A 26109-nucleotide genomic window follows, 5' to 3' on the forward strand; every position below is an offset into this window, starting at 1 on the left:
GCAGCCCCCCACAGAGTGATTCAGGGGAGACGCTGAGTAATCACGGACCGTGGTTCTCTCCACTGGGGAGGGGCGGACCGTCCACGCCGAACCGCACGGTCGTCCACTGTGGAACGGACCGTGACCCGACCGCCGGGAACGGTCGGCAAGGCCCGTGGGTCCGGACGCCGGGACGACCGGGCGGGTCCGCGGGCACCGCGTCGGCGCGGTGGATCCGGGCGCTCCGGCTGCTCCGTCCGGATGTGTAGCCGGGGTAGTCGTGATCGCGGTGCACCGCTCACGCGATGCCGTCACCCGGCTGTGTCCGGGTGCCCGTCCACCGGGTGAAGCGAGCGGTCCGCGGGACGATCAGGTCGACGTCGAGTAGCTGACTTCGCGGCTGCTCCCTCCCGAAATCGGGGTCGCCGTGCCACAATCGTGAAGCTGACCCACCCCCGGTCAGCGACTGTGGAGATCCCCTCCGACCCCCGCGCTCCTCCCCCTGGCGTGGGGGTCCTCCGCTGCCCGGGTGCGACCGGCGATCGCCGACACGCCGCCGGCGAATCGGACACAGCCACTCCACGTTTCGCAACGGAACCGTTATCGTGTGCGCGTGGCTCTAGGACGAATGAAGACCGGACGCCGGCAGCAGGACGCGCGGGGCAAGTCCGCGAACCAGCAGCAGGCCAACGAACCGGATCACGAGCTCGACTCGTACCTCGCGGCCTTGGCCCCGAAGGAGGACCTCGAAACCACCGGTTCCGGCCGCGGTTTCGGCGGTGCCGAGGTCTACCAGCTGCGCCTGCCGCTGATGGCCAACGAGAAGCTCAAGGAGCTCGCCGCTCGCCAGGGCACCTCGCCCGGCGCGCTGGCGAGGGATTGGGTGATGCAGCACCTGTCGCAGTCGGAGGAACCGGCACCGGAACCGCCGCGGGCCGCGCCCCAGCAGGAGGCGACCCCGGCGTGGCCGCAGCAGGAGGCGGGTTACGAGCAGCAGGGTTACGAGCAGCAGGGCTACGGCCAGCAGGGCTACGGCCAGCAGCCCGAGTACGACCCGTACGCCTACGCCTACGGCGGCGAGACCGACACCGAGATCACCATCCCGCGCGGCGGCCGGCTGCGCTGACCCCGTCCCGGCCGCGGCCGGACCCCGACCCCCGACCACCCCGGAGCAGTCCCCGAACTCCGCCGGTGGAGGCGACCCCCGACCGCCTCCGCCGGCGGTTCCACGTCCGGACCGCGCTCACAGCCCCAGTTCGCGCGCGATGAGCATGCGCTGGACCTCGCTGGTGCCCTCGCCGATCTCCAGGATCTTCGCGTCCCGGTAGAAGCGGCCGACGGGCGTCTCGTTCATGAACCCGTAGCCGCCGAAGATCTGGGTGGCGTCCCGCGCGTTGTCCATCGCGGCGTCGGACGAGGTGAGCTTGGCCAGCGCCGCCTGCTTGCGGAACGGTTCGCCGCGCAGCATCCGGGACGCGGCGTCGTAGTAGGCGAGCCGGGCGTTGTTGGCCCGCAGCTCCATGTCCGCGATCTTGAACCGGATGGCCTGGTACTCGCCGATGCGGTGGCCGAACGCCTCCCGCTCGCCCGCGTACCGCAGGCATTCGTCGACGCAGCCCTGGGCGAGCCCGGTGCCGAGCGCGGCGATCGCGATGCGGCCTTCGCTGAGGATGGACAGGAACTGCGCGTACCCGCGCCCGCGCTCGCCGAGCAGGTTCGCGGCGGGCACCCGGCAGTCGTCGAAGGACAGCTCGTGGGTGTCGGAAGCGTTCCAGCCGACCTTCGAGTACTTCGGCGCGACGTGGAAGCCGGGGGTGCCGGACGGCACGATGATGGTGGAGATCTCCTTGCCGCCGTCGGGCTTGCTGCCGGTGACGGCGGTGGCGGTGACGAACCCGGTGATGTCGGTGCCGGAGTTGGTGATGAACGCCTTGGACCCGTTGAGCACCCACTGGTCGCCGTCGAGGACGGCGGTGGTGCGGGTGGCTCCGGCGTCGGAACCGCCGCCGGGTTCGGTGAGCCCGAACGCGCCGAGGACCTCGGCGGTGCACAGCTTCGGCAGCCAGGTGCGGCGCTGCTCGTCGTTCCCGAAGCGGGCGATGGGCATGGCGCCCAGCGACACCCCGGCTTCGAGGGTGATGGCCAGCGAGGAGTCGATCCTGGCGAGTTCTTCCAGCGCGAGGCACAGCGCGAAGTAGTCGCCGCCCATGCCGCCGTGCTCCTCGGCGATGGGCAGTCCGAACAGGCCCATCGCGCCCATGGTGCGCACCAGCGGGTACGGGAAGGCCTCGCGTTCGTAGTAGTCGCCGATGACGGGCGCGACCTCCTTGCGGGCGAAGGTCCGCACCGAGTCGCGCAGGGCTTCGTGCTCCTCGCCCAGGCGGTGGTCGATCATGTCAGCTCTCCTCGGGTCCGGAGGGTAGGGCGGCGAGCACGGCGAGCGGCTGGTCGAGCGCCACCGGCTGCCCGGGTCGGGCGGTGACCTCGGTGACGGTTCCGTCCAGCGGGGCGACGACGGTGTGCTCCATCTTCATCGCCTCCACCACGAACAATGTCTGTCCCTTGTGGACCTCCTGGCCCGCGGTGACCTCCGCGGCGAGCACCGTGCCCGGCATCGGGCTGGTGACGGCACCGCCGGAGCCGCCGCCACGTTCGGCGCGCTCGGCCAGCAGCCGGTGCTCGGTGACGGCCCAGGTGCGCCCGTCCGCGGCCAGCCAGGTGGTGTCGCCGTCGCGCGCCCAGCGGTACCGGCGGGTGCGCGACCGGTGGGTGACGGTGAGCAGGTCGCCGTGCAGGAACGCGCTCGCCCGGCTCGGTTCGCCGTCGACCAGCACTTCCGCGTCGGAGGCGCGGCCGCGCAACCGCACTTCGGCGTCCGCGAAGCGCCAAGTGCTCCACGCCGGTTCGCCGAGCCGCCAGCCACCGGGCACGTCCCACGGGTCGGCGGTGCGCGGGTCCGGTTCGGCGGCGGCGAGGTCGGCGAGCGCGGCGGCCACCGGCACCTCGGCAGGCACCGGGTCGGCGGTGAGCTCGGCCAGGTTCCGCTCGATGAGCCCGGTGTCGAGCTCCCCGGCGAGCACCTCGGGCCGCGCCAGCAGCGCCCGCAGGAACGCCACGTTGGTGATCACCCCGAGCACCGCGGTGTCGGCGAGCGCGGCGTCGAGCCTGCGCAGCGCGTCGGCGCGCGCCGGGCCCCAGGCGATCACCTTGGCGAGCATCGGGTCGTAGTCCGAGCCGACGACGGCGCCCGCGGCGATGCCCGAGTCGACCCGCACCCCGGCCGGTTCGTGCACGGCCAGCACCCGGCCACCGCTGGGCAGGAAGCCGCGCGCCGGGTCCTCCGCGTAGACGCGGGCCTCCACGGCGTGCCCGTCCATCCGCAGGTCCTGCTGGGCGAACGGCAGCGGTTCCCCGGCGGCGATCCGCACCTGCAACGCGACCAGGTCGAGGCCGCGGCGCTCGCCGACGGCGGTGACGAGTTCGGTGACGGGGTGCTCGACCTGGAGCCGGGTGTTCATCTCCATGAAGAAGAACTCGTCCGGCCGGTCGGCGGAGACGATGAACTCGACGGTGCCCGCACCGACGTAGCCGACGGAGCGCGCCACGGCGACGGCGGCCTGCCCGATCCGGTCCCGGGTGGGTTCGTCGAGCAGCGCCGACGGCGCCTCCTCGATGATCTTCTGGTGCCTGCGCTGCAGGCTGCACTCCCGCTCGCCGAGGTGCACGACGCCGCCGTGCGCGTCGGCGAGGACCTGCACCTCGATGTGCCGGGGCCGGGCGACGAACCGCTCCACGAACAGGGTGTCATCGCCGAACGCGGCGCCGGATTCGCGGCGGGCGGCGGCGATCTGCGCGGGCAGGTCGGCGGGGTCCTCGACGCGGCGCATGCCCTTGCCGCCGCCGCCCGCGGACGGTTTCAGCAGCACCGGGTAGCCGACGTCGCGGGCGGCGGCGATCAAGTCCTCGTCGGTCATGCCGGGTTCGCTGCGACCGGGGACCACGGGCACGCCGGCGGCGGTGACGGTGGCCTTGGCGCGGATCTTGTCGCCCATCGCCTCGATCGCGGCGGCGGGCGGGCCGATGAAGGTGAGCCCGGCTTCGGCGCAGGCGCGGGCGAACCCGGTGTTCTCGGACAGGAAGCCGTAGCCGGGGTGCACGGCCTGCGCGCCGGTGCGCAGCGCGGCTTCGACGACGCGCGGCACCGACAGGTAGCTCTCCGCGGCACTGCTCGGTCCGATGTGGACGGAGGTGTCGGCCTCGGCGACGTGCCGGGCGTCCCGGTCGGCGTCGCTGTGCACCGCGATCGACCGGATGCCCAGCTCGCGCAGGGTGCGGATCACCCGCACCGCGATCTCCCCCCGGTTGGCCACCAGCACCGCGTCGATCCGGGTACCGACCGCCTCGGCGGCCACCTCCGCGCCGACCTCGACCACCACCGCGCTCACCTCGTCCTCGTCGCCGCTGAGAAGCCGTTGGGAACCTGCTGGACTCCGCCGGGCTCCGTCGGGAATCCGCTGGAATCCGCTGGAATCCGTCACATCCGGAAGACGCCGTAGCCGACCGCTTCCAGCGGCGCGTTCGCCGCCGCCGACAGCGCCAGGCCCAGCACGGACCGGGTCTGCTTCGGGTCGATCACGCCGTCGTCCCACAACCGGGCCGTGGAGTAGTACGGGTGGCCCTGCGCCTCGTACTGGTCGCGGATCGGCTGCTTGAACTCGTCCTCGGCGTCGGCGGACCACTCCTCGCCGCGCGCGTCGAACTGGTCGCGGCGGACCGTGGCCAGCACCGAGGCGGCCTGCTCGCCGCCCATCACCGAGATCCGCGCGTTCGGCCACATCCACAGGAACCGCGGCGAGTACGCCCGCCCGCACATCGAGTAGTTGCCCGCGCCGAATGAGCCGCCGATGACCACGGTGAACTTGGGGACGCGCGCGCAGGCGACGGCGGTGACCATCTTGGCGCCGTGCTTGGCGATGCCGCTCGCCTCGTACTCCTGGCCGACCATGAACCCGGAGATGTTCTGCAGGAACACCAGCGGGATGGAGCGCTTGTCGCACAGCTCCACGAAGTGCGCGCCCTTGAGCGCGGATTCACCGAACAGGATGCCGTTGTTCGCGACGATCCCCACCGGATGCCCGTGCAACCGGGCGAAGCCGGTGACCAGCGTGGTGCCGTAGTCCCGCTTGAACTCCTGGAACCGGCTGCCGTCGACGATGCGGGCGATGACCTCGTGCACGTCGTAGGGGGTGCGGCTGTCGGTGGGCACGGCCGCGTAGAGGTCGTCCGGGGACACCAGCGGTTCCTCGACGGGCCGCACGTCCCAGGGCCGCGGTGCGCGCGGGCCGAGGGTGTCGACGATGGAGCGCACGATGCGCAACGCGTCCGCGTCGTCCTCGGCGAGGTGGTCGGTGACGCCGGAGGTGCGGGAGTGCAGGTCGCCGCCGCCGAGCTCCTCCGCGGTGACCTCGGCGCCGGTCGCGGCCTTCACCAGCGGCGGGCCGCCGAGGAAGATGGTGCCCTGCTCGCGCACGATCACCGCTTCGTCGCTCATCGCCGGGACGTAGGCGCCGCCCGCGGTGCAGGAGCCGAGCACGGCGGCGATCTGCGGGATGCCGCGGGCGGACATGGTGGCCTGGTTGTAGAAGATCCGGCCGAAGTGCTCGCGGTCCGGGAACACCTCGTCCTGCATGGGCAGGAACGCGCCGCCGGAGTCCACCAGGTACAGGCAGGGCAGCTCGTTGTGCAGCGCCACCTCCTGGGCGCGCAGGTGCTTCTTCACCGTCATCGGGTAGTAGGTGCCGCCCTTGACGGTGGCGTCGTTGGCGACGATCACGCATTCGCGGCCCGCGACGCGGCCGATGCCGGTGATGATCCCGGCGGACGGGGCGTCGCCGTCGTAGAGCTCGTGGGCGGCCAGCGGGGAGAGCTCCAGGAACGGGGAGCCGCGGTCGAGCAGCGCGTCCACCCGGTCCCTGGGCAGCAGCTTGCCGCGTTCGACGTGCCTGCGCCGCGACTTCTCCGGACCGCCGAGGCGGGCTTCGGCGAGGTGGGCGTCGAGGTCGGCGACGAGCGCGGCGTGCTCGGCGGCGAACCGCGCGGGGCGCTCGGCCGCGGGGTCGAGCGCGCTGGTCAGGACGGGGGCATCCACCGGCGTTCCTCCTGCTCCGGACTGCGTCGACCGCGAGTTAGTCATCGTTAACCAACGCCGATGTTAACGGCGGCTAACTTCGGCGTCTAGTATCTGCTCCGATGACCGGACCGGCCACCGAACGCCCGAACCGCCGCGCGCAGCTGCTCGACGCGGCGGCCGAGCTGTTCGCCCGCTACGGCTTCCACGGCGTCGGCATGGACGACATCGGACGCGCCGTCGGCATCTCCGGGCCCGCGCTGTACCGGCACTTCCGCGGCAAGGACGCGATGCTCGCCGAGATGCTCACCGGCATCAGCGACCGGCTGCTCGACGCCGGGCGCAGCCGCGCGAGCGCCACCGCCGACCCGCGGCTCGCGCTGGACGAGCTGGTGCGCAGGCACGTCGAGTTCGCGCTCACCAACCCCGCGCTGATCACCGTGCACCTGCGGGACCTGGACAGCCTCGCCGCCGAGGAGCGGAACCGGGTGCGCGAGGCGCAGCGCGGCTACGTCGAGGTGTGGGTGGACGTGCTGCGGCGGACCCGGCCGGAACTCGACCGGGCGACCGCACGGGCCTCGGTGCACGCGGTGCTCGGGCTGATCAACTCCACGCCGTACAGCACGCACCTGGGCACCGCCGCCATGGCGGAACTGCTGCACCGCATGGCCATCGCCGCCTTGAGCTGACCGTCTCCGCGTCATCCGTCCGGAGGACCGCACCGGATTGCAGGGCCTCCGACCAGCGCCAACACTGAACGCCGAGGTCGCGCCGGACGGGTTCCGGCCCGGGCCGCCCGGCCCGGCAGCGGCCCGCGGCGCCCCCGGAGGACACCCGCATGGCCACTTCGCCCGCACGGCCGGCACCGATCCCGGCGCGCCCTGTGGGCCCTCCGCGCACGCCCACCAGCTCGAAGTTCGCCGACTGGGCGCGGACCACCGACCCGAAGGCGATCGGCAAGCTGTACCTGGCGACCGCGTTCGCGTTCTTCCTGATCGGCGGCGCGATGGCGCTGCTCATCCGCGGCGAACTGGCCCAGCCCGGGCTGCAGTTCCTCTCCCAGGAGCAGTACAACCAGCTGTTCACCATGCACGGCACGATCATGCTGCTGCTGTTCGCGACCCCGATCGTGTTCGGCTTCTCCAACATCATCCTGCCGCTGCAGATCGGCGCGCCGGACGTGGCGTTCCCGCGGCTGAACGCGTTCTCCTACTGGTTGTTCCTGTTCGGCGGGCTGATGGTGCTCAGCGGGCTGCTGCTGCCGGGTGGCGCCGCCGACTTCGGGTGGACGGCGTACGCGCCGCTGTCCCGGTCCACCTACAGCGCGGGCCTCGGCGGGGACCTGTGGATCACGGGGCTGCTGGTCAGCGGGCTGGGCACCATCCTCGGCGGGGTCAACATGATCACCACGACGGTGTGCATGCGGGCGCCCGGCATGACGCTGTGGCGGATGCCGATCTTCACCTGGAACATCCTGGTGACCAGCCTGCTGATCCTGATGGCGTTCCCGGTGCTCACCGCCGCGCTGTTCGGGCTGCTGGCGGACCGGCACTTCGGGGCGCACGTGTTCGACCCGGCCACCGGCGGGGCCATCGCCTACCAGCACCTGTTCTGGTTCTTCGGGCATCCGGAGGTCTACATCGTGGCGCTGCCGTTCTTCGGCATCGTCACCGAGATCTTCCCGGTGTTCAGCCGGAAACCCCTGTTCGGCTACATCGGGCTGGTGCTCGCGACGCTGCTCATCGGCGGGCTGTCGGTGGTGGTGTGGGCGCACCACATGTTCGCGACCGGAGCGGTGCTGCTGCCGTTCTTCTCGTTCACCACGTTCCTGATCGCGGTGCCCACCGGGGTGAAGTTCTTCAACTGGATCGGGACGTTGTGGAAGGGGCAGCTGACCTTCGAGACGCCGATGCTGTTCTCGCTCGGGTTCCTGGCGACGTTCCTGCTCGGCGGGCTGACCGGGGTGCTGCTGGCGGCGCCGCCGCTGGACTTCCACGTGCACGACACGTACTTCGTGGTGGCGCACTTCCACTACGTGCTGTTCGGGACCATCGTGTTCGCGGTGTTCGGCGGGATGTACTTCTGGTTCCCGAAGATGACCGGGCGGATGATGGACGAGCGGCTCGGGAAGCTGCACTTCTGGCTGACGTTCATCGGCTTCCACACCACGTTCCTGGTGCAGCACTGGCTCGGCGGGGCCGGCATGCCGCGGCGCTACGCCGACTACCTGGCGACCGACGGGTTCACCGGGATGAACGTGGCCTCCACGGTGGGGTCGTTCATCCTGGGCGCCTCGATGCTGCCGTTCCTGTGGAACGTGTTCACCAGCTACCGGCACGGGACGGTGGCGAACGTGGACGACCCGTGGGGGCACGGCAACTCGCTGGAGTGGGCGACGTCCTGCCCACCGCCGCGGCACAACTTCACCGAGCTGCCGCGCATCCGCTCGCCCCGGCCCGCGTTCGAACTGCACTACCCGCACATGCTGGACCGGCTGGAAGCCGAGGCGTACGTCGGCGGGCCGCCGCCCAACCGGTCCATTGAGGACGACTGAGCTCGTTGGGCGGACTGCACAGCCGAGCCGCCGCACTCTGCTGACCTCGCACAAATCGTTTCAACCGCGTAACGCCACCACCGCGGGTGGCGATCTTCCCCGTGGCGCGTTCACGCTGAACCGAACGAGTGGAAACCGGCCCGCGCGGCAGTGGTCCGCTTCATAGTCCCGCCGGGAACACGGTCCCCGGGGCTTAGTGTTGAACGCGTCCGGGGAGCCGCCAGCGACAGCCGGTCTTCCTGAGAAAGAGCTCCGAACACCGACGACCGCCGAAAGCAGCGGGGACCCTCGACGTCCTCGGCAGGCGGGTTCGGGGCGCTGACCCGGTCCGGAACTTTCGATTCAGGAGACCTCCTTGCCCATTGCCCTGTTGGCCCTGGCCATCGCAGCTTTCGGCATTGGAACCACCGAGTTCGTGATGATGGGGCTGCTGCCCGAAGTGGCCTCCAACCTGCACGTGTCGCTGCCCGACGCCAGCGGCTACATCTCCCTGTACGCCCTGGGCGTCGTCGTCGGCGCGCCGCTGCTCACCGCGGGCGGCATGCGGGTGCGGCGCAAGACGATGCTGATCAGCATGATGGGCCTGTTCGTCGTCGGGAACCTGGCCTCCGCGTTCGCCCCCACCCACGGGACGCTGCTGGCCGCCCGGTTCATCGCGGGCCTGCCGCACGGCACCTTCTTCGGAGTCGGCGCCGTCGTCGCCGCCGGCCTCGTCGCGCGGGACAAGCGGGCCCAGGCCATCTCGATGATGTTCATCGGGCTCACCGTCGCCAACATCGTCGGCGTGCCGCTGGGCACCCTGCTCGGGCAGTCGCTCGGGTGGCGGTTCACCTTCGCCGTCGTCGCCGCCATCGGCGTCATCGCGCTGATCGCCGTCGCCCTGCTCGTCCCGCAGCAGCCGAAGCCGACCGACGTGAGCCTGCGCGGCGAGCTCGTCGCCTTCAAGCGGCCGCAGGTGTGGCTGGCGTTCGCCGTGGTCGTGTTCGGCTTCGCCGCCACGTTCTCCTTCTACAGCTACATCAAGCCGCTGCTCACCGACGTCACCGGCTTCAGCCCCACGATGGCGACGGCGCTGCTCGCGCTGTTCGGCGTGGGCATGACCGCGGGCACCATCATCGGCGGCCGGCTCGCGGACCGGGCGCCGATGAAGACGCTGTACGTCTTCCTGGCGCTGCTGGCGGTGACGCTGACGACGTTCCTGGTGACCTCGCACAGCATGGTGCTGACCGCGATCAACGTGTTCGCGGTCGGGCTGGCCGGGTTCGCCGCCATCCCGAGCATCCAGGCGCGCATCCTGGACAAGGCGAAGGAGGCCCCGGCGCTGGGGTCGGCGAGCATCCAGTCCACGTTCAACATCGCCAACTCGCTCGGCGCCTACCTCGGTGGCCTGGTCATCGCGGGCGGCTTCGGGCTCACCGCGCCCAGCTGGGTCGGGGCGATCCTGGCGCTGGTCGGGCTCGGCTTCGCGCTGCTGTCCGGCTGGCTGGACCGCAGCCCGCGCTCCGGCGAGGTCGTGGCCTCGCACCGCGCCGAGGTCGAGCAGGCCGCGGAGGTCCCGGCCCGCTGACGGCTCGACGACGAGGGCCGGTCACCCACGCGGTGGCCGGCCCTTCGCACGTCCGGGGCCGTTCCCGGTGCGGCGGGGGCAGGTGCGGCGGCTGTGCTGCGGCGGGGCGGAAAGCGCTGGTCGACGGATGGCTTCCCGCGGTGCCGCGTGCTGTGATGGAGGACGCCCTGGGCCGGGAATCCGCGACCGGATCAGCGGGTTGCACCGAGTGGGTGATCCGCTGGGTAGCGGGTCGCACCCGGCAACGTTCGACCCTTTCGGAGGAACGAGTAGATGACCCAGGTTCCGAACCTCACGCTCAACACCGGCGCGGAGATTCCGCAGCTCGGGTTCGGCGTCTTCCAGGTACCGCCGGACGAAGTGATCGAACCGGTGGCCACCGCGATCGAGGCCGGGTACCGCAGCATCGACACCGCGGCCGCCTACGGCAACGAGGAAGGCGTCGGCAAGGCCATCGCCGACTCGGGTGTGCGGCGCGAGGACCTGTTCGTCACCACCAAGCTGTGGAACGACCAGCAGGGCTACGACAGCACGCTCAAGGCGTTCGACGACAGCATCACCAAGCTCGGCCTCGACTACGTCGACCTGTACCTGATCCACTGGCCCGCGGCCGGGCAGGACAAGTACGTCGACACCTGGCGGGCGTTCGAGAAGCTGTACAACGAGGGCCGCGCCAAGGCCATCGGCGTGTCCAACTTCCAGATCCCGCACCTGCGTCGCCTGTTCGAGGAGACCGACGTGGTGCCCGCGCTGAACCAGATCGAGCTGCACCCGAACCTCCAGCAGGGCGACCTGCGCGCGTTCCACAGCGAGCACGGCATCCTCACCGAGGCGTGGAGCCCGCTCGGCCAGGGCAAGGGCCTGCTGGACGACCCGACGCTGGGTTCGCTGGCGGAGAAGTACGGCAAGAGCCCGGCGCAGATCGTGCTGCGCTGGCACGTCCAGCTGGGCAACGTGGTGATCCCGAAGTCGGCGACGCCGTCGCGCATCCGGAGCAACATCGAGGTGTTCGACTTCGAGCTCGCCGACGACGACCTGGCGGTCATCGCGGGCCTGCACACCGGCACCCGCGTCGGCCCGGACCCGGACGTCCTCGGCGCCTGATCCGGCCTCCGGAAGCCCGTCCGACCAGGCGTCGGGCGGGCTTCCGCGCGTCCGCGGCCGGTTGACCTGGAGCGCACTCGAAGGACGAGGATCGCTGCCGTGACCACGACACCCCAGGACGACGGCTCCGTCGACGCGTACCTGCACCGGGTCGGCCTGCCGCGGCGGGCGCCCTCGGCGGCGGCGCTGCGGGAACTGCACGAGGCGCACGTGCGCGCGATCCCGTTCGAGAACATCGACGTGCTGCGCGGACCGCACCCGGGGATCGGGCTCGACGTCATCGTCGACAAGCTGGTCCACCGGCGGCGCGGCGGCTACTGCTTCGAGCACGCGCTGCTGTTCGCGGCCGTGCTGGAGCGGCTCGGCTACCCGGTCCGGCGGCGGCTCGCCCGGGTGCGGCCGCACGAGCCGACCGGCTCGGAGACCCACCTGCTGCTGACGGTCCGGGCCGACGGGCAGGACTTCCAGGCCGACGTGGGGTTCGGGGCCTGGATCCGCACCCCGATGCCGCTGCGGGACGGGGTGGTCGTGGACCAGGCGGGGTGGGAGCACCGGCTGCGCCGCGACGGGGAGCCGTGGGTCCTGGAGAAGCGCTCCGCGGACGGCTGGACGCCGCTGCACGCGGCCGACGAGCGGGTCCGGCGGCCGGTGGACTTCGAGGTCGCGCACCACTACACCTCGACGCACCCGAACTCCCCGTTCACCGGGCGGCTCGTGGTGATGCGGCTGGGCGAGGGCGTGCTGCGCCGCCTGGTCGGGGACGAACTGGTGGTGGAACGCGCGGACGGTTCCCGGGAGACCACGCGGGTCGCACCGGAGGAGCTGGGCGCGGTCCTCGCCGACCTGGACGTCGAACCGCCGCCCGACGCGCTGGCCGACCTGGTCGAGCACCAGCGCCGGCGGTGAGCCCCGGGGTCAGGCCGGGACGGGTCGCAGGACCGTGCTGCCGGAGCGCAGGGACGCGACCTGGCTGCGGGTGGCGATCCACTTCGGCAGCCTGCCGACGCGCTGCAGCGGCGTGCTGCGCTGCGCCGAGGTGAACGCCGCGGTGCGCGACACCTTCAGCACCCGGGAGCGCCGCTCCTGCTCGTAGGCGCGCAGCGCGGGCCCGGGTTCGCCCGTGACGTCCGCGAGCCGGTGCGACAGCAGCCAGGCGTCCTCGAGGGTCTGGTTCGCCGCCTGCGCGACCGCGGGCGGCATCGCGTGCACGGCGTCGCCGAGCAGCGTGCTGCGCGGCCCGCCCCACACCCGCGGGACGACGTGCCGGATGTGCGGGAAGAAGCCCAGGTCGTCCGGACCGACCTCGGCGAGCAGCGGCCCCACCGGGTCCGGCCAGCCGGTGAACATGCGGCGCAGGTCGCGCAGCGACAGCGACTCGTCGCCCTGCCGCCACGGCAGGTCGAACCACCAGTGCAGCAGGCCGCCGCCCGCGGGGATGAACCCGCAGTGCGCGACGCGGCCGGCGATGTTCACGGTCTGGTGCCCGTGCGCCACCGGGACGTCGCTGCGGGTGAGGCCCTGCCAGCTGGCCCAGCCGGTGTGCCGCGCAGGCCCGCCGCCGAGGAGCTCGCGGCGCACCACGGAACGCTGGCCGTCGGCGCCGATCACCAGGTCGCCCTCGGCGCTGGTGCCGTCGTCGAAGTCCACGACGACGCGGTCGGCGGTCTCGGTGACGGCGATGCAGCGGCGGCCGAAGTGCAGGACGTGCTCGGGCAGGGCGGCGGCGATCTTGCCGGTGAGCAGGCGGCGCGGGGTTTCGATGGTCGGGGAGCCGAGGCGCTCCGTGACGTCGGCCAGGTCCGCTTCCCAGAGCAGCCGGCCCGAGTCGGTGATGGACTTCAGGCTGTGCAGCGGGCGCCCCACGTCCTCCAGGGTGACGCCGAGCTGGCCCAGCGCGGCCGTCCCGTTGCTCCACACCGTGACCGCCGCTCCGCCGTCGCGCAGCGCGTCCGCATGCTCGAAGACCGCAACGTCGTGACCGCCGTCGAGGAGACCTTTGGCCACGGCGAGGCCACCGATCCCGGCTCCGATGACGAGAACGCGCATCGTATCCATCCGTCCTGCGAAGCTGGCTGGCTCGCCGATTTTAGCCAACAGTCCTACAAATCCGAGTTGTCGGTCCTCACATACAGTGATGAACATCTCTCGAACGGAGTAATGCCGGAGGTTAATCCACTGGGCGGCAACCGGACCCCGCCACCCCGTCCGCGGGGGAAGTAGGTTGCGGGAGCATGAGTCCTCGCGTCGCACCACCGTTCCGCGCCGACCACGTCGGCAGCCTGCTCCGCCCACCCCACCTGCTGGCCGCCCGCGACGAGTTCGCGGCGGGCCGCATCGGCTCCGACGAGCTGCGCCGCGTCGAAGACGAGGCCATCACCGACGTGGTGGCCATGCAGGAGGAGATCGGCCTCTCCAGCGCCACCGACGGCGAGTTCCGCCGCGGCTCCTGGCACATGGACTTCCTGTACCAGCTGCGCGGCATCGACCGGGTCGACGACTCCGAGCTGACGGTGCGGTTCCACAACGCCGACGGCGACGTCGAGTTCGCCACCCCGGAGATGCGGATCGGCGAGAAGATCGCGCTGGACCACACGATCTTCGCGGACGCGTTCACCGCGCTGGCCGACCGCGCCCGCACCGCCACGCCGAAGCTCACCATCCCCTCGCCCGGCATGGTGCAGTACCGCGCGGGCCGGGCCTCGATCGACCGGGAGGTGTACCCGGACCTCGCCGAGTTCCGCGCCGACCTCGCCGCCGCCTACCGGGCCGAGGTGCACGCGCTCGCCGGGCTCGGCTGCCACTACCTGCAGCTCGACGACACCAGCCTGGCGTACCTGAACGACCCGCAGCAGCGCGCGAAGCTGCGGGAACGGGGCGAGGACGCCGAGCACGAGCACGAGCGCACCATCGAGATGATCAACGCGTCGATCGGGTCCCGCCCCGGATCGATGTCGGTGACCACCCACCTGTGCCGGGGCAACTACCGGTCCTCGTGGGTGGCGGAGGGCGGCTACGACTTCGTCGCCGAGGCGTTGTTCAACGAGCTCGACGTGGACGGGTTCTTCCTGGAGTTCGACGACGAGCGCTCCGGCGGCTTCGCGCCGCTGCGCTTCGTGCCGAAGGGCAAGCACGTGGTGCTCGGGCTGGTGACGACCAAGCGCGGTGAGCTGGAGTCCGCCGACGACCTGAAGCGGCGCATCGACGAGGCGTCCCGGTACATCGACCTGGACCAGCTGTGCCTGTCCCCGCAGTGCGGTTTCGCCTCCACCCAGGAGGGCAACGCCCTCGGCTACGACGAGCAGGTGGCCAAGCTCAGCCTGGTCGTGCGCACCGCCCAGGAGGTGTGGGGCTGACGTTCCGGCGTGCGGCGGCGGGACCGCGGTTCCGCCGCCCGCGCGCCCGGGATCAGGCGGCGGCTTCGAGGAAGCGGCCCGCGACCAGGCCCGGCTCCTCGTTCCCGTCGAACCGGACCCACAGCACTGGGCCGTCGAAGACCTCGGGAAGCCCCGAGGCGGTCTCCACCACCGTGCCGACCTGATCGCGGAACCGGCCGAACGAGGCACGCACCCGGGTGCCAGGCTCCAGCGGACTCGATGACTGCTCCATGGGGGTCGACGTTACGTGCCGTGGCCGCGGAACGGAAAACCGCGTCCGAGTGACGTGCGCATGAATACCGTGACCTGCGGTATCGACCTCCGGAACGGCCCCGGAAACGGGCGGAACGATCTTGTTCAGTGATTGACGTCACGATAACCGCAGGTAGAAGCGTTGCGAACGGGAAGGGGCGCGGGTGCGCACAATCCGGCGATCAGGGGAATTCGAGCTGGAGATCAAGCGGTCCCGGTTCCTGTGCGCGCTGTCCCGCGCCGATTCCGAAGAGCGAGCGCGGGAGTTCGTCGCGCAGCGCCGCAAGCTGCACCACGACGCCCGGCACCACTGCTCCGCCTACGTGCTGGACGTGGACGGCCGCACCCAGCGCTCCAGCGACGACGGCGAACCCGCGGGCACGGCCGGGGTGCCGATGCTGGAAGTGCTGCGGCACAACGAGATCACCCGGGTGGTGGCGGTCGTGTCGCGGTACTTCGGCGGAACGCTGCTCGGCGCTGGCGGGCTGGTGCGGGCGTACGGCGGCGCGGTGTCGGCGGCGCTGGAGCAGGTGGGGCTGGCGGAGCTGCGGCCGATGCGGCTGGTGTCCACCACGGTGGACTACCTGGTGGCGGGGAAGCTGGAGAACGACCTGCGCTCGCACGGGTTCTCGGTGTCCGATGTGGACTACTCGGAGCGGGTCCGGTTCGTGGTGCAGGTGCCCGCGGACGACGTCGAGGACTTCGGGCGCTGGCTCGCCGAAGCCACCGGTGGCGCCGCCGAACCCGACCTCGGCGAGCTGGTGCACGCCGAAGTTCCCGTTCAGCGCCCGTAGAACCGGTGCATCACGAGTTCGAGCGGGCCGCGCTCGAACCTGCGCAGCCACCACCCGGAGAGCCACAGCAGCAGTCCGCAGATCACCGCCCACAGCAGCACGACCCACCACGGCCGCAGCGGCTCGAACCGCACCGCGAGGCCGAATCCCCAGCCGTAGCACAGGATCGCCGCCAGCAGGTTCTGCAGCACGTAGCAGGACAGCGCGGTGCGCCCGACGGAACCGAGCCCGCGCCGCACCGGCCCCGGCTCGCCGCCGCGCAGCACGAGCGAGGTGATCGACCCGAGCAGGCCGAGCGCCACGAACGGCGGCAGCACGTACCGGTCGACGAGGAACCACTGCTGCCCGGCGAGCGTGGTGAGCAGGTTCAGCGGCAGCGCGATCCCCAGCCCGACCAGCGCGAACCGGTTCCGCAACCGCTGCCCGTCCGGCCCGCGCTCGAACGCGCCCGCCCGCCGCAGCCGCGAGCCGATCAGGAACATGGCGACCGACATCGGGATGATGAACAGCGCTTCGAGCCGGTAGGCGGCGAACCCGTCGATCCGGGCGGCGACCTGCGCCAGGTAGCCGCCGTGGCTGAACAGGTCGGTGCCGGCGCCCGCGATCGGGGCGCGCGAGCTCAGCAGCGCGGCGGTGCCCAGCGCCATGAGCAGCAGGTGCACCGCGCCGCACCCGGCGATCCACCAGCGCACCGCCCGATCGCCGCGGCCGATCAGGTGGGCGACGAGCAGCGAGGTCACGGCGTAGCTCATCAGCACGTCGAACTCGAAGATCAGCAGGTAGTGCAGCAGCCCTTCGGCGAACAGCAGCGCCGCCCGCACCGGGTACCGGCCGGGCCAGGACGCGCCGCGGCGCAGCGCGGAGCGGTGCTGGAGTTCGAGACCGACGCCGAACATCAGCGTGAGCAGGGCCAGGAACTTCCCGTTGGCGAGGAACAGCAGCAGCGACCCCGCGGTCCCGTCGGCGCCGAGCAGCCCGGTGGGTCCGGCGGGGTCGGTGAAGATCCAGACGTTGGCGCCGAAGGTGCCGAGGATGGCGACGCCGCGCACGACGTCGAGCGCCGCCATCCGGTTGCCCGCGGGCGCGGGGCTGGTGATCGTCATGCTGTCCCCCAGGACGTGCCACTCGTTATCATGCAGTTGCATGGTAAACAGCGGTGCGAACCGTTGGCAATGCAGTTGCATGAAGAAGAGGTGTTGCGGTGCCCAAGCAGGTGGACCACGAACAACGCCGCAGGCAGATCGCCGAAGCGCTGCTGCGGCTCGCGGGCAGGGGCGGCGTGGAAGCCGTCAACCTCCGCGACGTCGCCGCCGAAGCGGGCATCTCGATGGGCTCGGTGCAGCACTACTTCCGCAGCAAGGAACAGATGCTGCACCACGCCGTCGCGCACGTGAACGACCGCGCCGCCGCCCGCATCCGCGACCGGCTCGGCTCCACCGATGCGCCGCGCGCCGTCGTGCGGACCGTGCTGCTCGAAATGCTCGCGCTCTCCCCCGAGAGCCGGGAGGAATACCTGGTGTCCGTGTCGTTCTTCCTGCGCGCGCTCGCCGAACCGGAGCTCGCCGCGGTGTACCGGCGCTGGTGGCCGCAGCTGGAGCAGTGGATCACCGACCTGCTGCGGACCGCCCAGGACGCGGGCGAGCTCGCCGCCGAACTGGACCCGTCCACCGAAGCGCGCATCCTGCTCGCCGTCCCGGACGGGCTCTCCGTCGGCCTGCTGCTCGGCCACCACACCCCGGAAGCGGCGGTCGAACTGGTCGACCACGCGCTGGACCGGCTCTTCACCAGGTGAACCCGCGGCCGGCGAACCGGCCGCCCACCTCGGCCGGTCCGGATCACGCCGGTCCGGATCAGGCCGGTCCGGATCAAGCCGGTCCGGATCACGCCGGTCCGGATCACGCCGGTCCGGATCAGGCCGGTCCGGATCAGGCCGGTCCGGATCAAGCCGGTCCGGATCAGGCGACGAGCAGGTAACCGGCGGATCCGGCCAGCACGCCGACGACGGCACCGACCACCACCTGCGCGGGCGAGTGATCGCCCAACCGCACCCGGGACCAGCCGACGGCCGCCGCGAGCCCCCACAGCAGCAGCCACCACGCCGAGTACACCACCGCCAGCATCGCCACCGCCCCCGCCGCGACCGCCGTGTGCACCGACACCTTCCACCACACCGTGATCAGCCCGATCACCAGCAGCGCGGCCAGCATCGCCACGTCCAGCGCCACCACCAGCCGCGGCGCCCCGGCCAGCACCAGCACGCCGAGCCCCAGCGAGCTCAACGAGATCAGCAGCACGAACGGGATCAGCCGTCCTTCCCGGTCGCGCACGTGGTGCCCGTCCCACCAACCGGCGCGGGAACCGGCGATGATCCCGGCCATCGGCAGCACGCTGCTGGTCAGCGCGACGAACACGCCCCAGCCCAGCGCCGCTCCCGGCGCGTGCGTCGCCTGCCAGGCCACCGCGATCGGCAGCAGCAGCACGATCACCGCGGGCGAGCACACCTCGGTGAGCACCCGCGCCACCAGGTCCGCGCGGGACGCGGGTGCCGGGCCGTCGAAACCGGTGCTCCCGGTCGTGCCGGTGTCGATCTCCGCCATCGCGCCTCTCCCCGCTCACCCCGCGCCGGGTCCGGCGCACCGATCCCATGATCACCCACGGGAGTGCCGGGGCGGTGGCGGCGCGGCGTGCCGCGTTCGTTCGGCCTGACGGGGGGCGGGGGGCGCGGCGCCGGGGCGGCAGTGTGGTCCGCGCGCACGCGCGCCCGCGCGGGCCTGCCGGTCCGGCCGACCCGGGTTCGCCTCACCAGGCGGACGCGGGGGTTCACTTCGCCAGGCGGACACGGGGATCCGCCTCGCCAGGCGGATAGGCCGGTCGCCAGGCGGACGCGGGGATCCGCCGCGCCGGGCGGATCGGTCATCCGGCGGCGGCGTTCCCGGGACGGATCAGCGGACCGCCCGCAACCGGGGCGCGGACGCCAGGGACTCCAGCTTCGCGGCCGACGCCGTGCCCGGTTCCGCGGTCAGCAGCACCACCCGGTGGTCGTGCCCGGGCACCCGCAGCTCCTGAAGTTCCAGGTCGATGAGCCCCAGCCGCGGATGCCGGATCCGCTTCGGCACCGCGGTCGCGGTGCCCAGCTCCTGCTCCCGCCAGTGCGCGGCGAACTCCGGATCGTGCGCGGCGAACTCGCGCACCAGGTCGGCCAGCCGTCGGTCCGCGGGATAGCGGGCGACGGCCTGCCGCAGCTCGGAGGCGACGTGCCGGGTGAACCCGTCCCCGGCCGGCTCGCACCGCAGCGGCCCGCCGCGCATCGACAGCCGGAGCACGTTGCGCTCCCCCGGCGGCAGCGCCGCGAAGTCCACCAGCAGCGCCGCCGCGGGCGGGTTCCAGGCGAGCACGTCGTGCCGGGCGTTCAGCACGTACGCGGGCACCGGGCCGAGCCGGTCCAGCAGCCGGCGCACCTCGGCGGGCACCTCCGCACCCGGTTCGGGGCTCGCGGGGGCGTGCCCGGCCAGCCGCCCGAGGTGCTCCCGCTCGGCGCCGGAGAGCCCGAGGGCCTCCGCCAGCGCGGCCAGCACCTGCGGGGACGGGTGCGGGCCGCGGGCCTGCTCCAGCCGCTCGTAGTAGTTCGCCGACACCCCGGCCAGCGCCGCGACCTCCTCGCGCCGCAGCCCGGGGGTGCGCCGCCGCACTCCGGCGGGCAGCCCGGCCGCGACGGGCGAGCGCGCCTCGCGGCGGCTGCGCAGGAATGCACCGAGGTCTCGTTTGCCCACGCCACCAGCCTGGCACGGCCCGCACCCCGCATCCACGGATCGGCGGTCCGGGGTTCGGCCGGACGTGCCCGCGGCGCGCGGACCGGCCGACCGTGGACGGCGAGACCCCGGACGAAGGAGGGACCCGTGTCCACCCCGAACTCACCGGCCGACGTGATCGACCGGTTCACCGCGCTGCTGCTCGCCAAGGACATGGCGGGCGCGATCGACCTGCTCGCGCCGGACGTGGTCTTCGAGGCCCCGTTCGCGCACGGCACCCCCGCCCGCGTCGACGGGCGCGAGGGGATGCGCGCGTACCTGGCGGACTACCCGGACCGCGTCGACATCACCGGCTTCCCCGCCTACGAGCTGCACCGGACGACCGATCCGCGGCGGGTGATCGCCGAGTTCACGGCGCACGGCCGCACGGTGCGCACCGGCGAGCCGTACGTCATGCCCTACATCGCGGTGCTGACCGTGGTGGACGGGCTGATCACCCACTACCGGGACTACTGGAGCCCGGTGCTGGCGGCGAAGGCCGCCGGTGAGCTGCCCGCGCTGGTCGCGGCGCTGGAGGTGGCGGAATGAGCACGCTGCTGCTCGGCGGGACGGGCACCACCGGCCGCCCGCTGTCCCGGTTGCTTCCGGAGGCGGCGGTGGCCTCGCGGAACCCCGGTCCCGGCCAGGTGCGCTTCGACTGGACCGAGCCGAGCACGTTCGCGCCCGCGCTGGACGGGGTGCGGGCGGTGTACCTGGTGCCGCCGCTGGCCGAGCTGGAGCCGATGCGGTTCGCGGCCCCGTTCTTCGACGCGGCGCGGGCCGCCGGGGTCCGGCGGGTGGTGCTGCTGGGTTCGCTGATCGTGCTGCCGGGTGCGCCGGGGGTGGCCGAGCTGGTGGCGGCGGTGCGGTCGATGCCGGAGCCGGTGGTGCTGCGCCCCTCGGGCTTCATGCAGAACCTGCTCGGCGACCACCCGCTGGCGGTGGGGCTGCGGGAGCGGGACGAGCTGGTCAGCGCCGCCGGGAACGGCAGGCTGGGCTGGATCGACGCCGCGGACGTCTCCGCGGTGGCCGCGCGGGCGCTCACCGATCCGGCGGTGTCCGGCGAGCACCTGCTGACCGGTCCCGAGGCGTTGTCCTACGGGGAGGTCGCCGAGGTGCTCGCCGAGGTCACCGGCCGCCCGATCCGGCACCGGACGATGCGCACGGCCGAGCGCGCCGAGGTGTTCCGCGCGGGCGGCATCCCGGAGCCGTTCGCGACGTCCCTGGCCGGGGTGGACCGCGGTATCCGGAACGGGGAGGAGGACCTGGTGACCGGGGCGGTCGCGGAGCTCACCGGGCGGGCTCCGCGGTCGTTGCGGGAATTCGCCGCCGCGCATTCCGGCGAACTGGGTTGATCCGGCGGGCGGTTCCGGTCCTCCGCCGGGTCCGCCCGTTTCCCAGAACACCTTTTGCATATTCCAAAAAAGAACCTTCCATTGCTGCGAACGGGTGAGCATTGCGCGGATCAGCCCAATTCCACGACGGGATTGGTGAGGATCCCCGCTGAATCGAGAACCCGCGCGGGGAACGGGGCCGAACACCGGTCACCCGGTCAGCGGTGACCGCTCCCGTTCACCGGTTCCAGAATGAACGGGGACCGGCGCCCGTCGATGCACCGCAGGTCGGCCGAATTCGGGTTCGGCCGAAAAGGTCATCGCACCTCGCGCCCCGTTGGGAGGAGCGGTCATCACTGATCCACCACAGCCACGATGGACGGAGTTCAGCCTGCTCGCCCGGCTGCACCCGGGGACCCGGCAGTCCCTGCTCGCCCTCGGCTCGGAAGTGATCTTCGAGGCGGAGCAGAAGATCCTGCGGCAGGGCGACGACAGCACGCACGTGGTGCTGCTGCTGAGCGGATCGGCGAAGGTCCAGGCGTTGTCCGAGACCGGCGGCAGCACGCTGCTGGGCATCCGCTTCGGCGGCGACCTGGTCGGGGAGATGGCGGCGCTGGAGCGCCGGTCCAGGTCGGCGACGGTAATCGCGGGTTCGCACGCCCGCACCCGGCTGATCAAGTCGGCGGACTTCCGCCGGTTCCTGCACGAGCACTCGGACGCGGCGATCGCGATGGTGCTCATGGTCAACTCCCGGCTGCGGTGGGCGAACCGCCGCCGGATCGACAACGCGAACCTGTCGGCGACGCAGCGGGTGCCGCGGCTGCTGGTGGAGGCGGTCGACACCTACGGCGAGCAGGACCCGGAGGGCGGCTGGCGCATCGGGCCGCCGCTGACGCACGACGAGCTGGCCACGCTGGCGGGGGTGCGGCTGCGGACGGTGCAGAAAGCGCTGCGCGATCTCGCCGAGGAGGGCGTCATCGAACGGCGCTACCGGCGGATCATCGTCACCGATCTCACCGAACTCCGAAAAATCGCCGATTATTCCAACTGAACCCGCAGTTGTGCGTGTTCTTTTCGGCCTTCACACGGCAGTGTCTTCACCAGTGACCGCGGGTGCTCGAACCATCGGGGAAAAGGTCCGAACAGGGCAGTGACGACCTCCTCCCGCGCACCTCATCGTCGAGGGGGCGAAGGGGCGCACGGGAACACCGCGCGGCACGGCTGGAAATGCGTCGCCGCGAGAACGGGGCCGCGGTGGCACGCGTTGCCCGAGTCGCATCGGGGTCGGCTCGGGCAACGCACCCTCCATTCACGCGAAGACGTCGGCGACGTACCGGGCCCGGTCCCGCTCCATCTCGGTCATCCACTCCGCGGCCCGCTGCTCGTCCGCACCGGTGACCTCCGCGTAGATCCGGGCGCAGGTGCGGTGCACCGCGGGCGCCATCCGCTGCCCGTCGCCGCACACGAACACGGTCGCGCCGCGTTCGACGAGTTCGGCCACCTCGGCCCGGTCCGCCCACAGCCGGTCCTGCACGTAGCGGACCTCGCCCTCCGGCTCCGCCGAGTACGCGGGCCGCACGTCGACCACGCCGGCCGCCGCCCACTCGGCCAGTTCGTCCCGGTACAGCAGGTCGGATTCCGGGCCGTGGCAGCCGAAGAACAGCAGCGCGGGCGCGGGCCGCACGCCCTGCTCGGCCGCGGCCAGCGCGCGGTCCTGCAGGAATCCGCGGAACGGGGCGATGCCGCTGCCCGCGCACACCAGCACCAGCGGCACGTCGAGCTCCGGCGGGTGGAACGCCACGTTCGACGGGCGCACGCTGACGGCGACCTTCGAGCCGGGCAGCGCCTGCGCGAGGTGGTTCGACGCGGCGCCCTCGTACCGGCCGGCACCGGACCGGGCGGGCTCGTTGAGCACGGCGACGGTGAGCGTGGCGCGCTCCGGGTTCCACCGCGGTGAGCTGGAGATCGAGTACTGCCGAGGCGTCAGCGGGCTCAGCAGCCCCAGGAAGGCGCCGAAGTCGAGCCCGCAGGCGGGGTAGCGCTCCAGCAGTTCCAGCACGGTCACCCCGGGCCGCAGCACCTGTTCGGCGTGCACCTCCGGGTCGGCGGCCAGCGCGCGCAACGCCTGGGCGTCGGGCGGGCAGGGCGTCGCCTCGGCGAGCTCCGCCAGCTGCTTGCGGGTGGCGGGCCTGCCGAGCTCGACGTAGCTGCCGAGCAGTTCACCGGCGGCGACGTGGGCGCCGGTGGGCAGGAACGTGCCCTCCCCGCGCAGCACCACCTGGTCGTCGTGGGCGAGTTCGAAGCGGCTGAGCGCCCGCGCCACCACGGCGGGCGGGTTCACCGGCAGCACCGCGAGGTAGTCCCCGGCGCGGTACCGGGCGCCCTCGGGCAGCGCGATCTCCACGTGGTGCTTGGCACCGACGTCCGGGGAGCTGAGCAGCCGGTTCGCGACGACGGTCCCCCAGCTCAGGTCGTTGGCCCGCACGATGGGGTCGCGGACGGCTCCGACGTGTTCGGCGGTGAGCCGCGGCCCGGCGGCGGGGACCGCGTCGTCGAGCCCGAACTCGGCGGCGACCGGTCCCCAGAACTCGCCGTACCAGTCGTCGAAGTCGCCGAAGAAGTCGCCGCGCGCGTCGGCCCGCCCGCGCGGCAGCAGCCGCTTCGCGCCCGCCCTGGCGAGGTGTTCGTCCACTTCGGACGGAACGGCCTGGTAGGTGCGGGCCCAGTCGGTGTTGCCGCAGCCGAACACCGCGTACCGCACCCCGTCGAGCGAACCGTCGGGCTGATCGCGCAGCCAGCGCACGAATTCGCGCGCGTTGTCCGGCGGCTGCCCCTCGTAGGAGGAGGTGACGATGACGGCGACGCCGTCCGGCCCCAGGTCGCCCGCCGCGGCGTCGAGTTCGGCGAGCTCGCCGGTGCAGCCGCGCGCGGTGGCGTCGTTCGCGATGCGCTGCGCGAAGGCCTGCGCGGTTCCCGAGTTGGAGCCGTAGAACACCCGCACCGGCACGCCGTTCGGTTCGGCCCGCACCCCCGCCTCGGGCGCGGACCGCTCGGCCGGGGTGCCACCGCGCACGATCCGGCGGTCCCGCCGGTGGACGTGCATGAACAGGCCCTCGGGCTTGATCGTCAACGTCTGCTTGATCTTGAGCCGGTAGTCGGGGTCGGCGGCGGTGACGTCGAAGCGCTGCAGCAGCATCGCCAGGAACAGCGTCGCCTCCTGCAACGCGAAGCCGCGGCCGATGCAGGAGCGCTGCCCGTTCCCGAACGGCTTCCACGCGTTCGGCGGCAGCGCCTCCGCCCGGTCGAAGGTGAACCGGTCCGGGTCGAAGGTCTCCGCGTCCGCGCCCCACACCGCCGGGTCCCGGTGCAGCCCGGGCACCACGACGAGCAGGTCGTCGTCCCGGTTCACCTCGTAGCGGCCGCCCAGCACGGTGCCGTCGGCGCGCGGCGACACCCCGAACGCGGGCGCGGTCGGCCACAGCCGCAGCGATTCCTTGAAGATCTGGTCGAGGTAGCCGAGCTTGCTCAGGTGCTCGAACCGCGGCACCTCGTCGCCCAGCACCCGGTCCACTTCGGATCGCGCGGTGGCCAGCACGTCGGGGTGGCGCAGCAGTTCGTGCAGGGTGAAGGTGAGCAGCCCGCTGGTGGTCTCGTGCCCGGCGATGAGGAAGGTGACCAGCTGGTGGCGCACGTTCTCGTCCGGCAGCCGCCGCCCGGTCTTCGGGTCGGCCGCGGTGAGCATCGTGTCGAGGATGTCGTGCTGCCCCTCCGGCAGCGGGTTGCGCCTGCGGTCGGCGATGAGCTCGTCGGCGACCTGGTGCATCAGCTCGACGTCGGCGGCGTACTGCTTGCGGGTACCGCGCATCAGCAGTTCCTGGCCGGGCAGCCGCCGCGGCCGCGCCCCGGCTTCGACGAGTCCGCGCACCATGGCTTCGACGAACGGGTTGAGCCGCTCCGCGTAGAAGCTGTTGAAGCGGTGGCTGAACGAGCACAGCGCGATCGTGTCGAGGGTGAGCCGGGTGGTGTCGTCGGCGATGTCGATGCGGTGCTCCGGGCCCTGGCGCTCCCACTTGAGCAGCAGCTGCTCGGCGATGTCGGCCATGCCGTCGAACATGGTGCGCAGGGCGGCGGGGCCGAATGCGGGCATCAGGATGCGGTGCGCGGACTGCCAGTTCGGTTCCTCGGTCCACGAGGTGAACAGCCCGTCGCCCGCGAAGTCGCGGACGTTGACCAGGGCGGCGCTGAGGGACTTGTCGAACCGCTCCTCGTCGCAGAGCTCGTCGACGAGCTCCTGGGACTGCACGATGATCACGTTCCGGCCGGGTAGCCGGAGCCGGAAGATCGGGCCGTGCTCGGCGGCCATCTCCACGAAGCGCAGCACGCCCTTCTCCGCGTCCAGCTCGGGCAGGTTGCCCACGAGCGGCTTCGGCTTGGGTTGCGGGATCGGGACGAGGTCCTGGGTGGTGGTCATCGGCATCTCCTGCGGGAGCGGGTGGGTTCAGAGCCGGGTGCGGGGCCGGGCTTGCAGTCCGGCGAGCGCGTTGTCGACGACGGCGGCCGCGTAGGCCTCGGGCGAGTCGGCGGGCCGGTGACCGAACGTGACGAGCACCGAGGCGGCGCCGTGCGCGGTCGTCCACAGCACGGTGCTGATCGCGAGCACGTCCCCGGTGAGCACGCCCTGTTCGAGGCAGCCCGCGACGCGCTCGGCGACGAGCCGGTACGCCGGGTTCACCGCGTCCGAGCAGTCGGCCTCGCCCTGGCAGTCGGCCTCGTCCGGGCGGCCGGCCTTGTCCGCCGGGCTGCCGCTCATGAACAGCGCCCGGTAGTGCACCGGGTCGTCCTGCGCGTAGCGCACGAACGCGAGCATCAGCTCGCGGAGCCCGTCGATGCCGCCCTGCCCGCCCGCCTCGGCGAGGTCGGCGGCGACGCGCGCGAAGCCGTGGGTGGCGAGCGCGCGCAGGATCGCCTGCTTGTCCGCGAAGTACGAGTACAGCGACATCGGCGCGCAGCCGAGGCGGCCGGCGAGCTTGCGCATGGTGAACCCGGGGAGGCCCTCGTCCCGGATGAGCTGCTCGGCGGCGGCGAGGATCTCCTGCCGCGTTTCGCCGCGGACCCGCTCGCGCGCGGTCTTGGTCACCACGTCGCACCTCCCGTGCCGACCGGCCCGACGACCGGTTTCGTACATGTACGAACCACTGTACATGTACGGACCACGAGTGCCGCGGACCGCGCGCCA

22 protein-coding genes are annotated in these 26109 nt (G+C 72.3%); 12 read left to right on the forward strand and 10 right to left on the reverse strand.

Annotated features, from left to right (window positions below; translation table 11 throughout):
* The first annotated feature begins 592 nt into the window (after positions 1–592).
* On the forward strand, positions 593–1105 hold the full coding sequence (locus AC29IT_RS05570) for a hypothetical protein (RefSeq protein ID WP_488218046.1): 513 nt from the start codon (positions 593–595) through the stop codon (positions 1103–1105).
* Between the two features lie 117 nt (positions 1106–1222).
* Here AC29IT_RS05570 and AC29IT_RS05575 read toward each other — a convergent pair whose 3' ends face one another.
* The 3 genes from AC29IT_RS05575 to AC29IT_RS05585 form a co-directional block, all read right to left on the reverse strand.
* Positions 1223–2374 (reverse strand): acyl-CoA dehydrogenase family protein, encoded by a 1152-nt coding sequence (locus AC29IT_RS05575; RefSeq protein ID WP_358432306.1) that lies wholly within the window; start codon positions 2372–2374, stop codon positions 1223–1225.
* Position 2375: 1 nt separating this feature from the next.
* Positions 2376–4415: an acetyl/propionyl/methylcrotonyl-CoA carboxylase subunit alpha gene (locus tag AC29IT_RS05580; protein WP_488218250.1), complete on the reverse strand. Its 2040-nt coding sequence runs from the start codon at positions 4413–4415 to the stop codon at positions 2376–2378.
* 98 nt (positions 4416–4513) lie between these two features.
* On the reverse strand, positions 4514–6127 hold the full coding sequence (locus tag AC29IT_RS05585) for a carboxyl transferase domain-containing protein (RefSeq protein ID WP_488218047.1): 1614 nt from the start codon (positions 6125–6127) through the stop codon (positions 4514–4516).
* A gap of 101 nt (positions 6128–6228) precedes the next feature.
* Here AC29IT_RS05585 and AC29IT_RS05590 point away from each other — a divergent pair, with 101 nt between their 5' ends.
* From AC29IT_RS05590 to AC29IT_RS05610, 5 genes are all read left to right on the forward strand, one after another.
* Positions 6229–6795: an SACE_7040 family transcriptional regulator gene (locus AC29IT_RS05590; protein WP_488218048.1), complete on the forward strand. Its 567-nt coding sequence runs from the start codon at positions 6229–6231 to the stop codon at positions 6793–6795.
* A gap of 149 nt (positions 6796–6944) precedes the next feature.
* The gene (gene ctaD / locus AC29IT_RS05595; RefSeq protein WP_358432300.1) at positions 6945–8660 is read left to right on the forward strand and encodes an aa3-type cytochrome oxidase subunit I; all 1716 of its coding nucleotides are present in this window, start codon (positions 6945–6947) and stop codon (positions 8658–8660) included.
* A 355-nt stretch (positions 8661–9015) separates the two neighbouring features.
* Positions 9016–10227, forward strand: a complete 1212-nt coding sequence (locus tag AC29IT_RS05600) for an MFS transporter (RefSeq protein WP_358432298.1) — start codon at positions 9016–9018, stop codon at positions 10225–10227.
* Positions 10228–10500: 273 nt separating this feature from the next.
* Positions 10501–11331, forward strand: a complete 831-nt coding sequence (locus AC29IT_RS05605; protein ID WP_358432296.1) for an aldo/keto reductase — start codon at positions 10501–10503, stop codon at positions 11329–11331.
* Between the two features lie 99 nt (positions 11332–11430).
* The gene (locus AC29IT_RS05610; RefSeq protein WP_488218049.1) at positions 11431–12237 is read left to right on the forward strand and encodes an arylamine N-acetyltransferase family protein; all 807 of its coding nucleotides are present in this window, start codon (positions 11431–11433) and stop codon (positions 12235–12237) included.
* Positions 12238–12246: 9 nt separating this feature from the next.
* Here AC29IT_RS05610 and AC29IT_RS05615 read toward each other — a convergent pair whose 3' ends face one another.
* Positions 12247–13377 carry an FAD-dependent monooxygenase gene (locus AC29IT_RS05615; protein ID WP_358432292.1) on the reverse strand — a complete coding sequence of 377 codons (1131 nt, stop codon included), beginning with the start codon at positions 13375–13377 and terminating at the stop codon, positions 12247–12249.
* 185 nt (positions 13378–13562) lie between these two features.
* Between AC29IT_RS05615 and AC29IT_RS05620 the strand changes: the two genes are divergently transcribed.
* Positions 13563–14684: a 5-methyltetrahydropteroyltriglutamate--homocysteine S-methyltransferase gene (locus AC29IT_RS05620; protein WP_488218050.1), complete on the forward strand. Its 1122-nt coding sequence runs from the start codon at positions 13563–13565 to the stop codon at positions 14682–14684.
* A gap of 52 nt (positions 14685–14736) precedes the next feature.
* Here AC29IT_RS05620 and AC29IT_RS05625 read toward each other — a convergent pair whose 3' ends face one another.
* A complete protein-coding gene (locus tag AC29IT_RS05625; protein WP_224958540.1) occupies positions 14737–14937 on the reverse strand; it encodes a hypothetical protein in 201 nt (66 codons plus the stop codon).
* Positions 14938–15121: 184 nt separating this feature from the next.
* Between AC29IT_RS05625 and AC29IT_RS05630 the strand changes: the two genes are divergently transcribed.
* A complete protein-coding gene (locus tag AC29IT_RS05630; protein WP_488218051.1) occupies positions 15122–15751 on the forward strand; it encodes a YigZ family protein in 630 nt (209 codons plus the stop codon).
* On the opposite strand, the gene AC29IT_RS05635 is transcribed toward AC29IT_RS05630, so the two are convergent.
* Positions 15739–16896, reverse strand: a complete 1158-nt coding sequence (locus tag AC29IT_RS05635; protein ID WP_488218052.1) for a DUF418 domain-containing protein — start codon at positions 16894–16896, stop codon at positions 15739–15741. The genes AC29IT_RS05630 and AC29IT_RS05635 overlap by 13 nt on opposite strands.
* A 56-nt stretch (positions 16897–16952) precedes the next feature.
* Here AC29IT_RS05635 and AC29IT_RS05640 point away from each other — a divergent pair, with 56 nt between their 5' ends.
* The gene (locus AC29IT_RS05640) at positions 16953–17543 is read left to right on the forward strand and encodes a TetR/AcrR family transcriptional regulator (RefSeq protein WP_488218053.1); all 591 of its coding nucleotides are present in this window, start codon (positions 16953–16955) and stop codon (positions 17541–17543) included.
* A gap of 163 nt (positions 17544–17706) precedes the next feature.
* Here the strand turns inward: AC29IT_RS05640 and AC29IT_RS05645 are convergent, their stop codons facing one another.
* Together AC29IT_RS05645 and AC29IT_RS05650 are read right to left on the reverse strand one after the other, a co-directional pair.
* Complete coding sequence (locus AC29IT_RS05645) at positions 17707–18348, reverse strand: hypothetical protein (RefSeq protein ID WP_358432282.1); 642 nt, start codon at positions 18346–18348, stop codon at positions 17707–17709.
* A gap of 345 nt (positions 18349–18693) precedes the next feature.
* Positions 18694–19521, reverse strand: coding sequence for a helix-turn-helix transcriptional regulator (locus AC29IT_RS05650; RefSeq protein WP_488218054.1), 828 nt, complete (start codon positions 19519–19521; stop codon positions 18694–18696).
* Between the two features lie 126 nt (positions 19522–19647).
* On the opposite strand from AC29IT_RS05650, the gene AC29IT_RS05655 reads away from it, so the two are divergent.
* The 3 genes from AC29IT_RS05655 (at position 19648) to AC29IT_RS05665 (ending at position 21924) form a co-directional block, all read left to right on the forward strand.
* Entirely contained in the window at positions 19648–20088 is a 441-nt protein-coding gene (locus tag AC29IT_RS05655) for a nuclear transport factor 2 family protein (protein ID WP_358432278.1), read from the forward strand.
* The gene (locus tag AC29IT_RS05660; RefSeq protein WP_488218055.1) at positions 20085–20894 is read left to right on the forward strand and encodes a Rossmann-fold NAD(P)-binding domain-containing protein; all 810 of its coding nucleotides are present in this window, start codon (positions 20085–20087) and stop codon (positions 20892–20894) included. The genes AC29IT_RS05655 and AC29IT_RS05660 overlap by 4 nt, the downstream gene beginning before the upstream one ends.
* Positions 20895–21210: 316 nt before the next feature.
* Positions 21211–21924 carry a Crp/Fnr family transcriptional regulator gene (locus tag AC29IT_RS05665; RefSeq protein WP_488218056.1) on the forward strand — a complete coding sequence of 238 codons (714 nt, stop codon included), beginning with the start codon at positions 21211–21213 and terminating at the stop codon, positions 21922–21924.
* Between the two features lie 258 nt (positions 21925–22182).
* On the opposite strand, the gene AC29IT_RS05670 is transcribed toward AC29IT_RS05665, so the two are convergent.
* The gene (locus AC29IT_RS05670) at positions 22183–25344 is read right to left on the reverse strand and encodes a bifunctional cytochrome P450/NADPH--P450 reductase (protein ID WP_488218057.1); all 3162 of its coding nucleotides are present in this window, start codon (positions 25342–25344) and stop codon (positions 22183–22185) included.
* A gap of 27 nt (positions 25345–25371) precedes the next feature.
* Positions 25372–26010: a TetR/AcrR family transcriptional regulator gene (locus AC29IT_RS05675; protein ID WP_488218058.1), complete on the reverse strand. Its 639-nt coding sequence runs from the start codon at positions 26008–26010 to the stop codon at positions 25372–25374.
* Between the last annotated feature and the right edge of the window lie 99 nt (positions 26011–26109).

The sequence above is a fragment of the Saccharopolyspora sp. MMCC62 genome, from assembly GCF_057736575.1.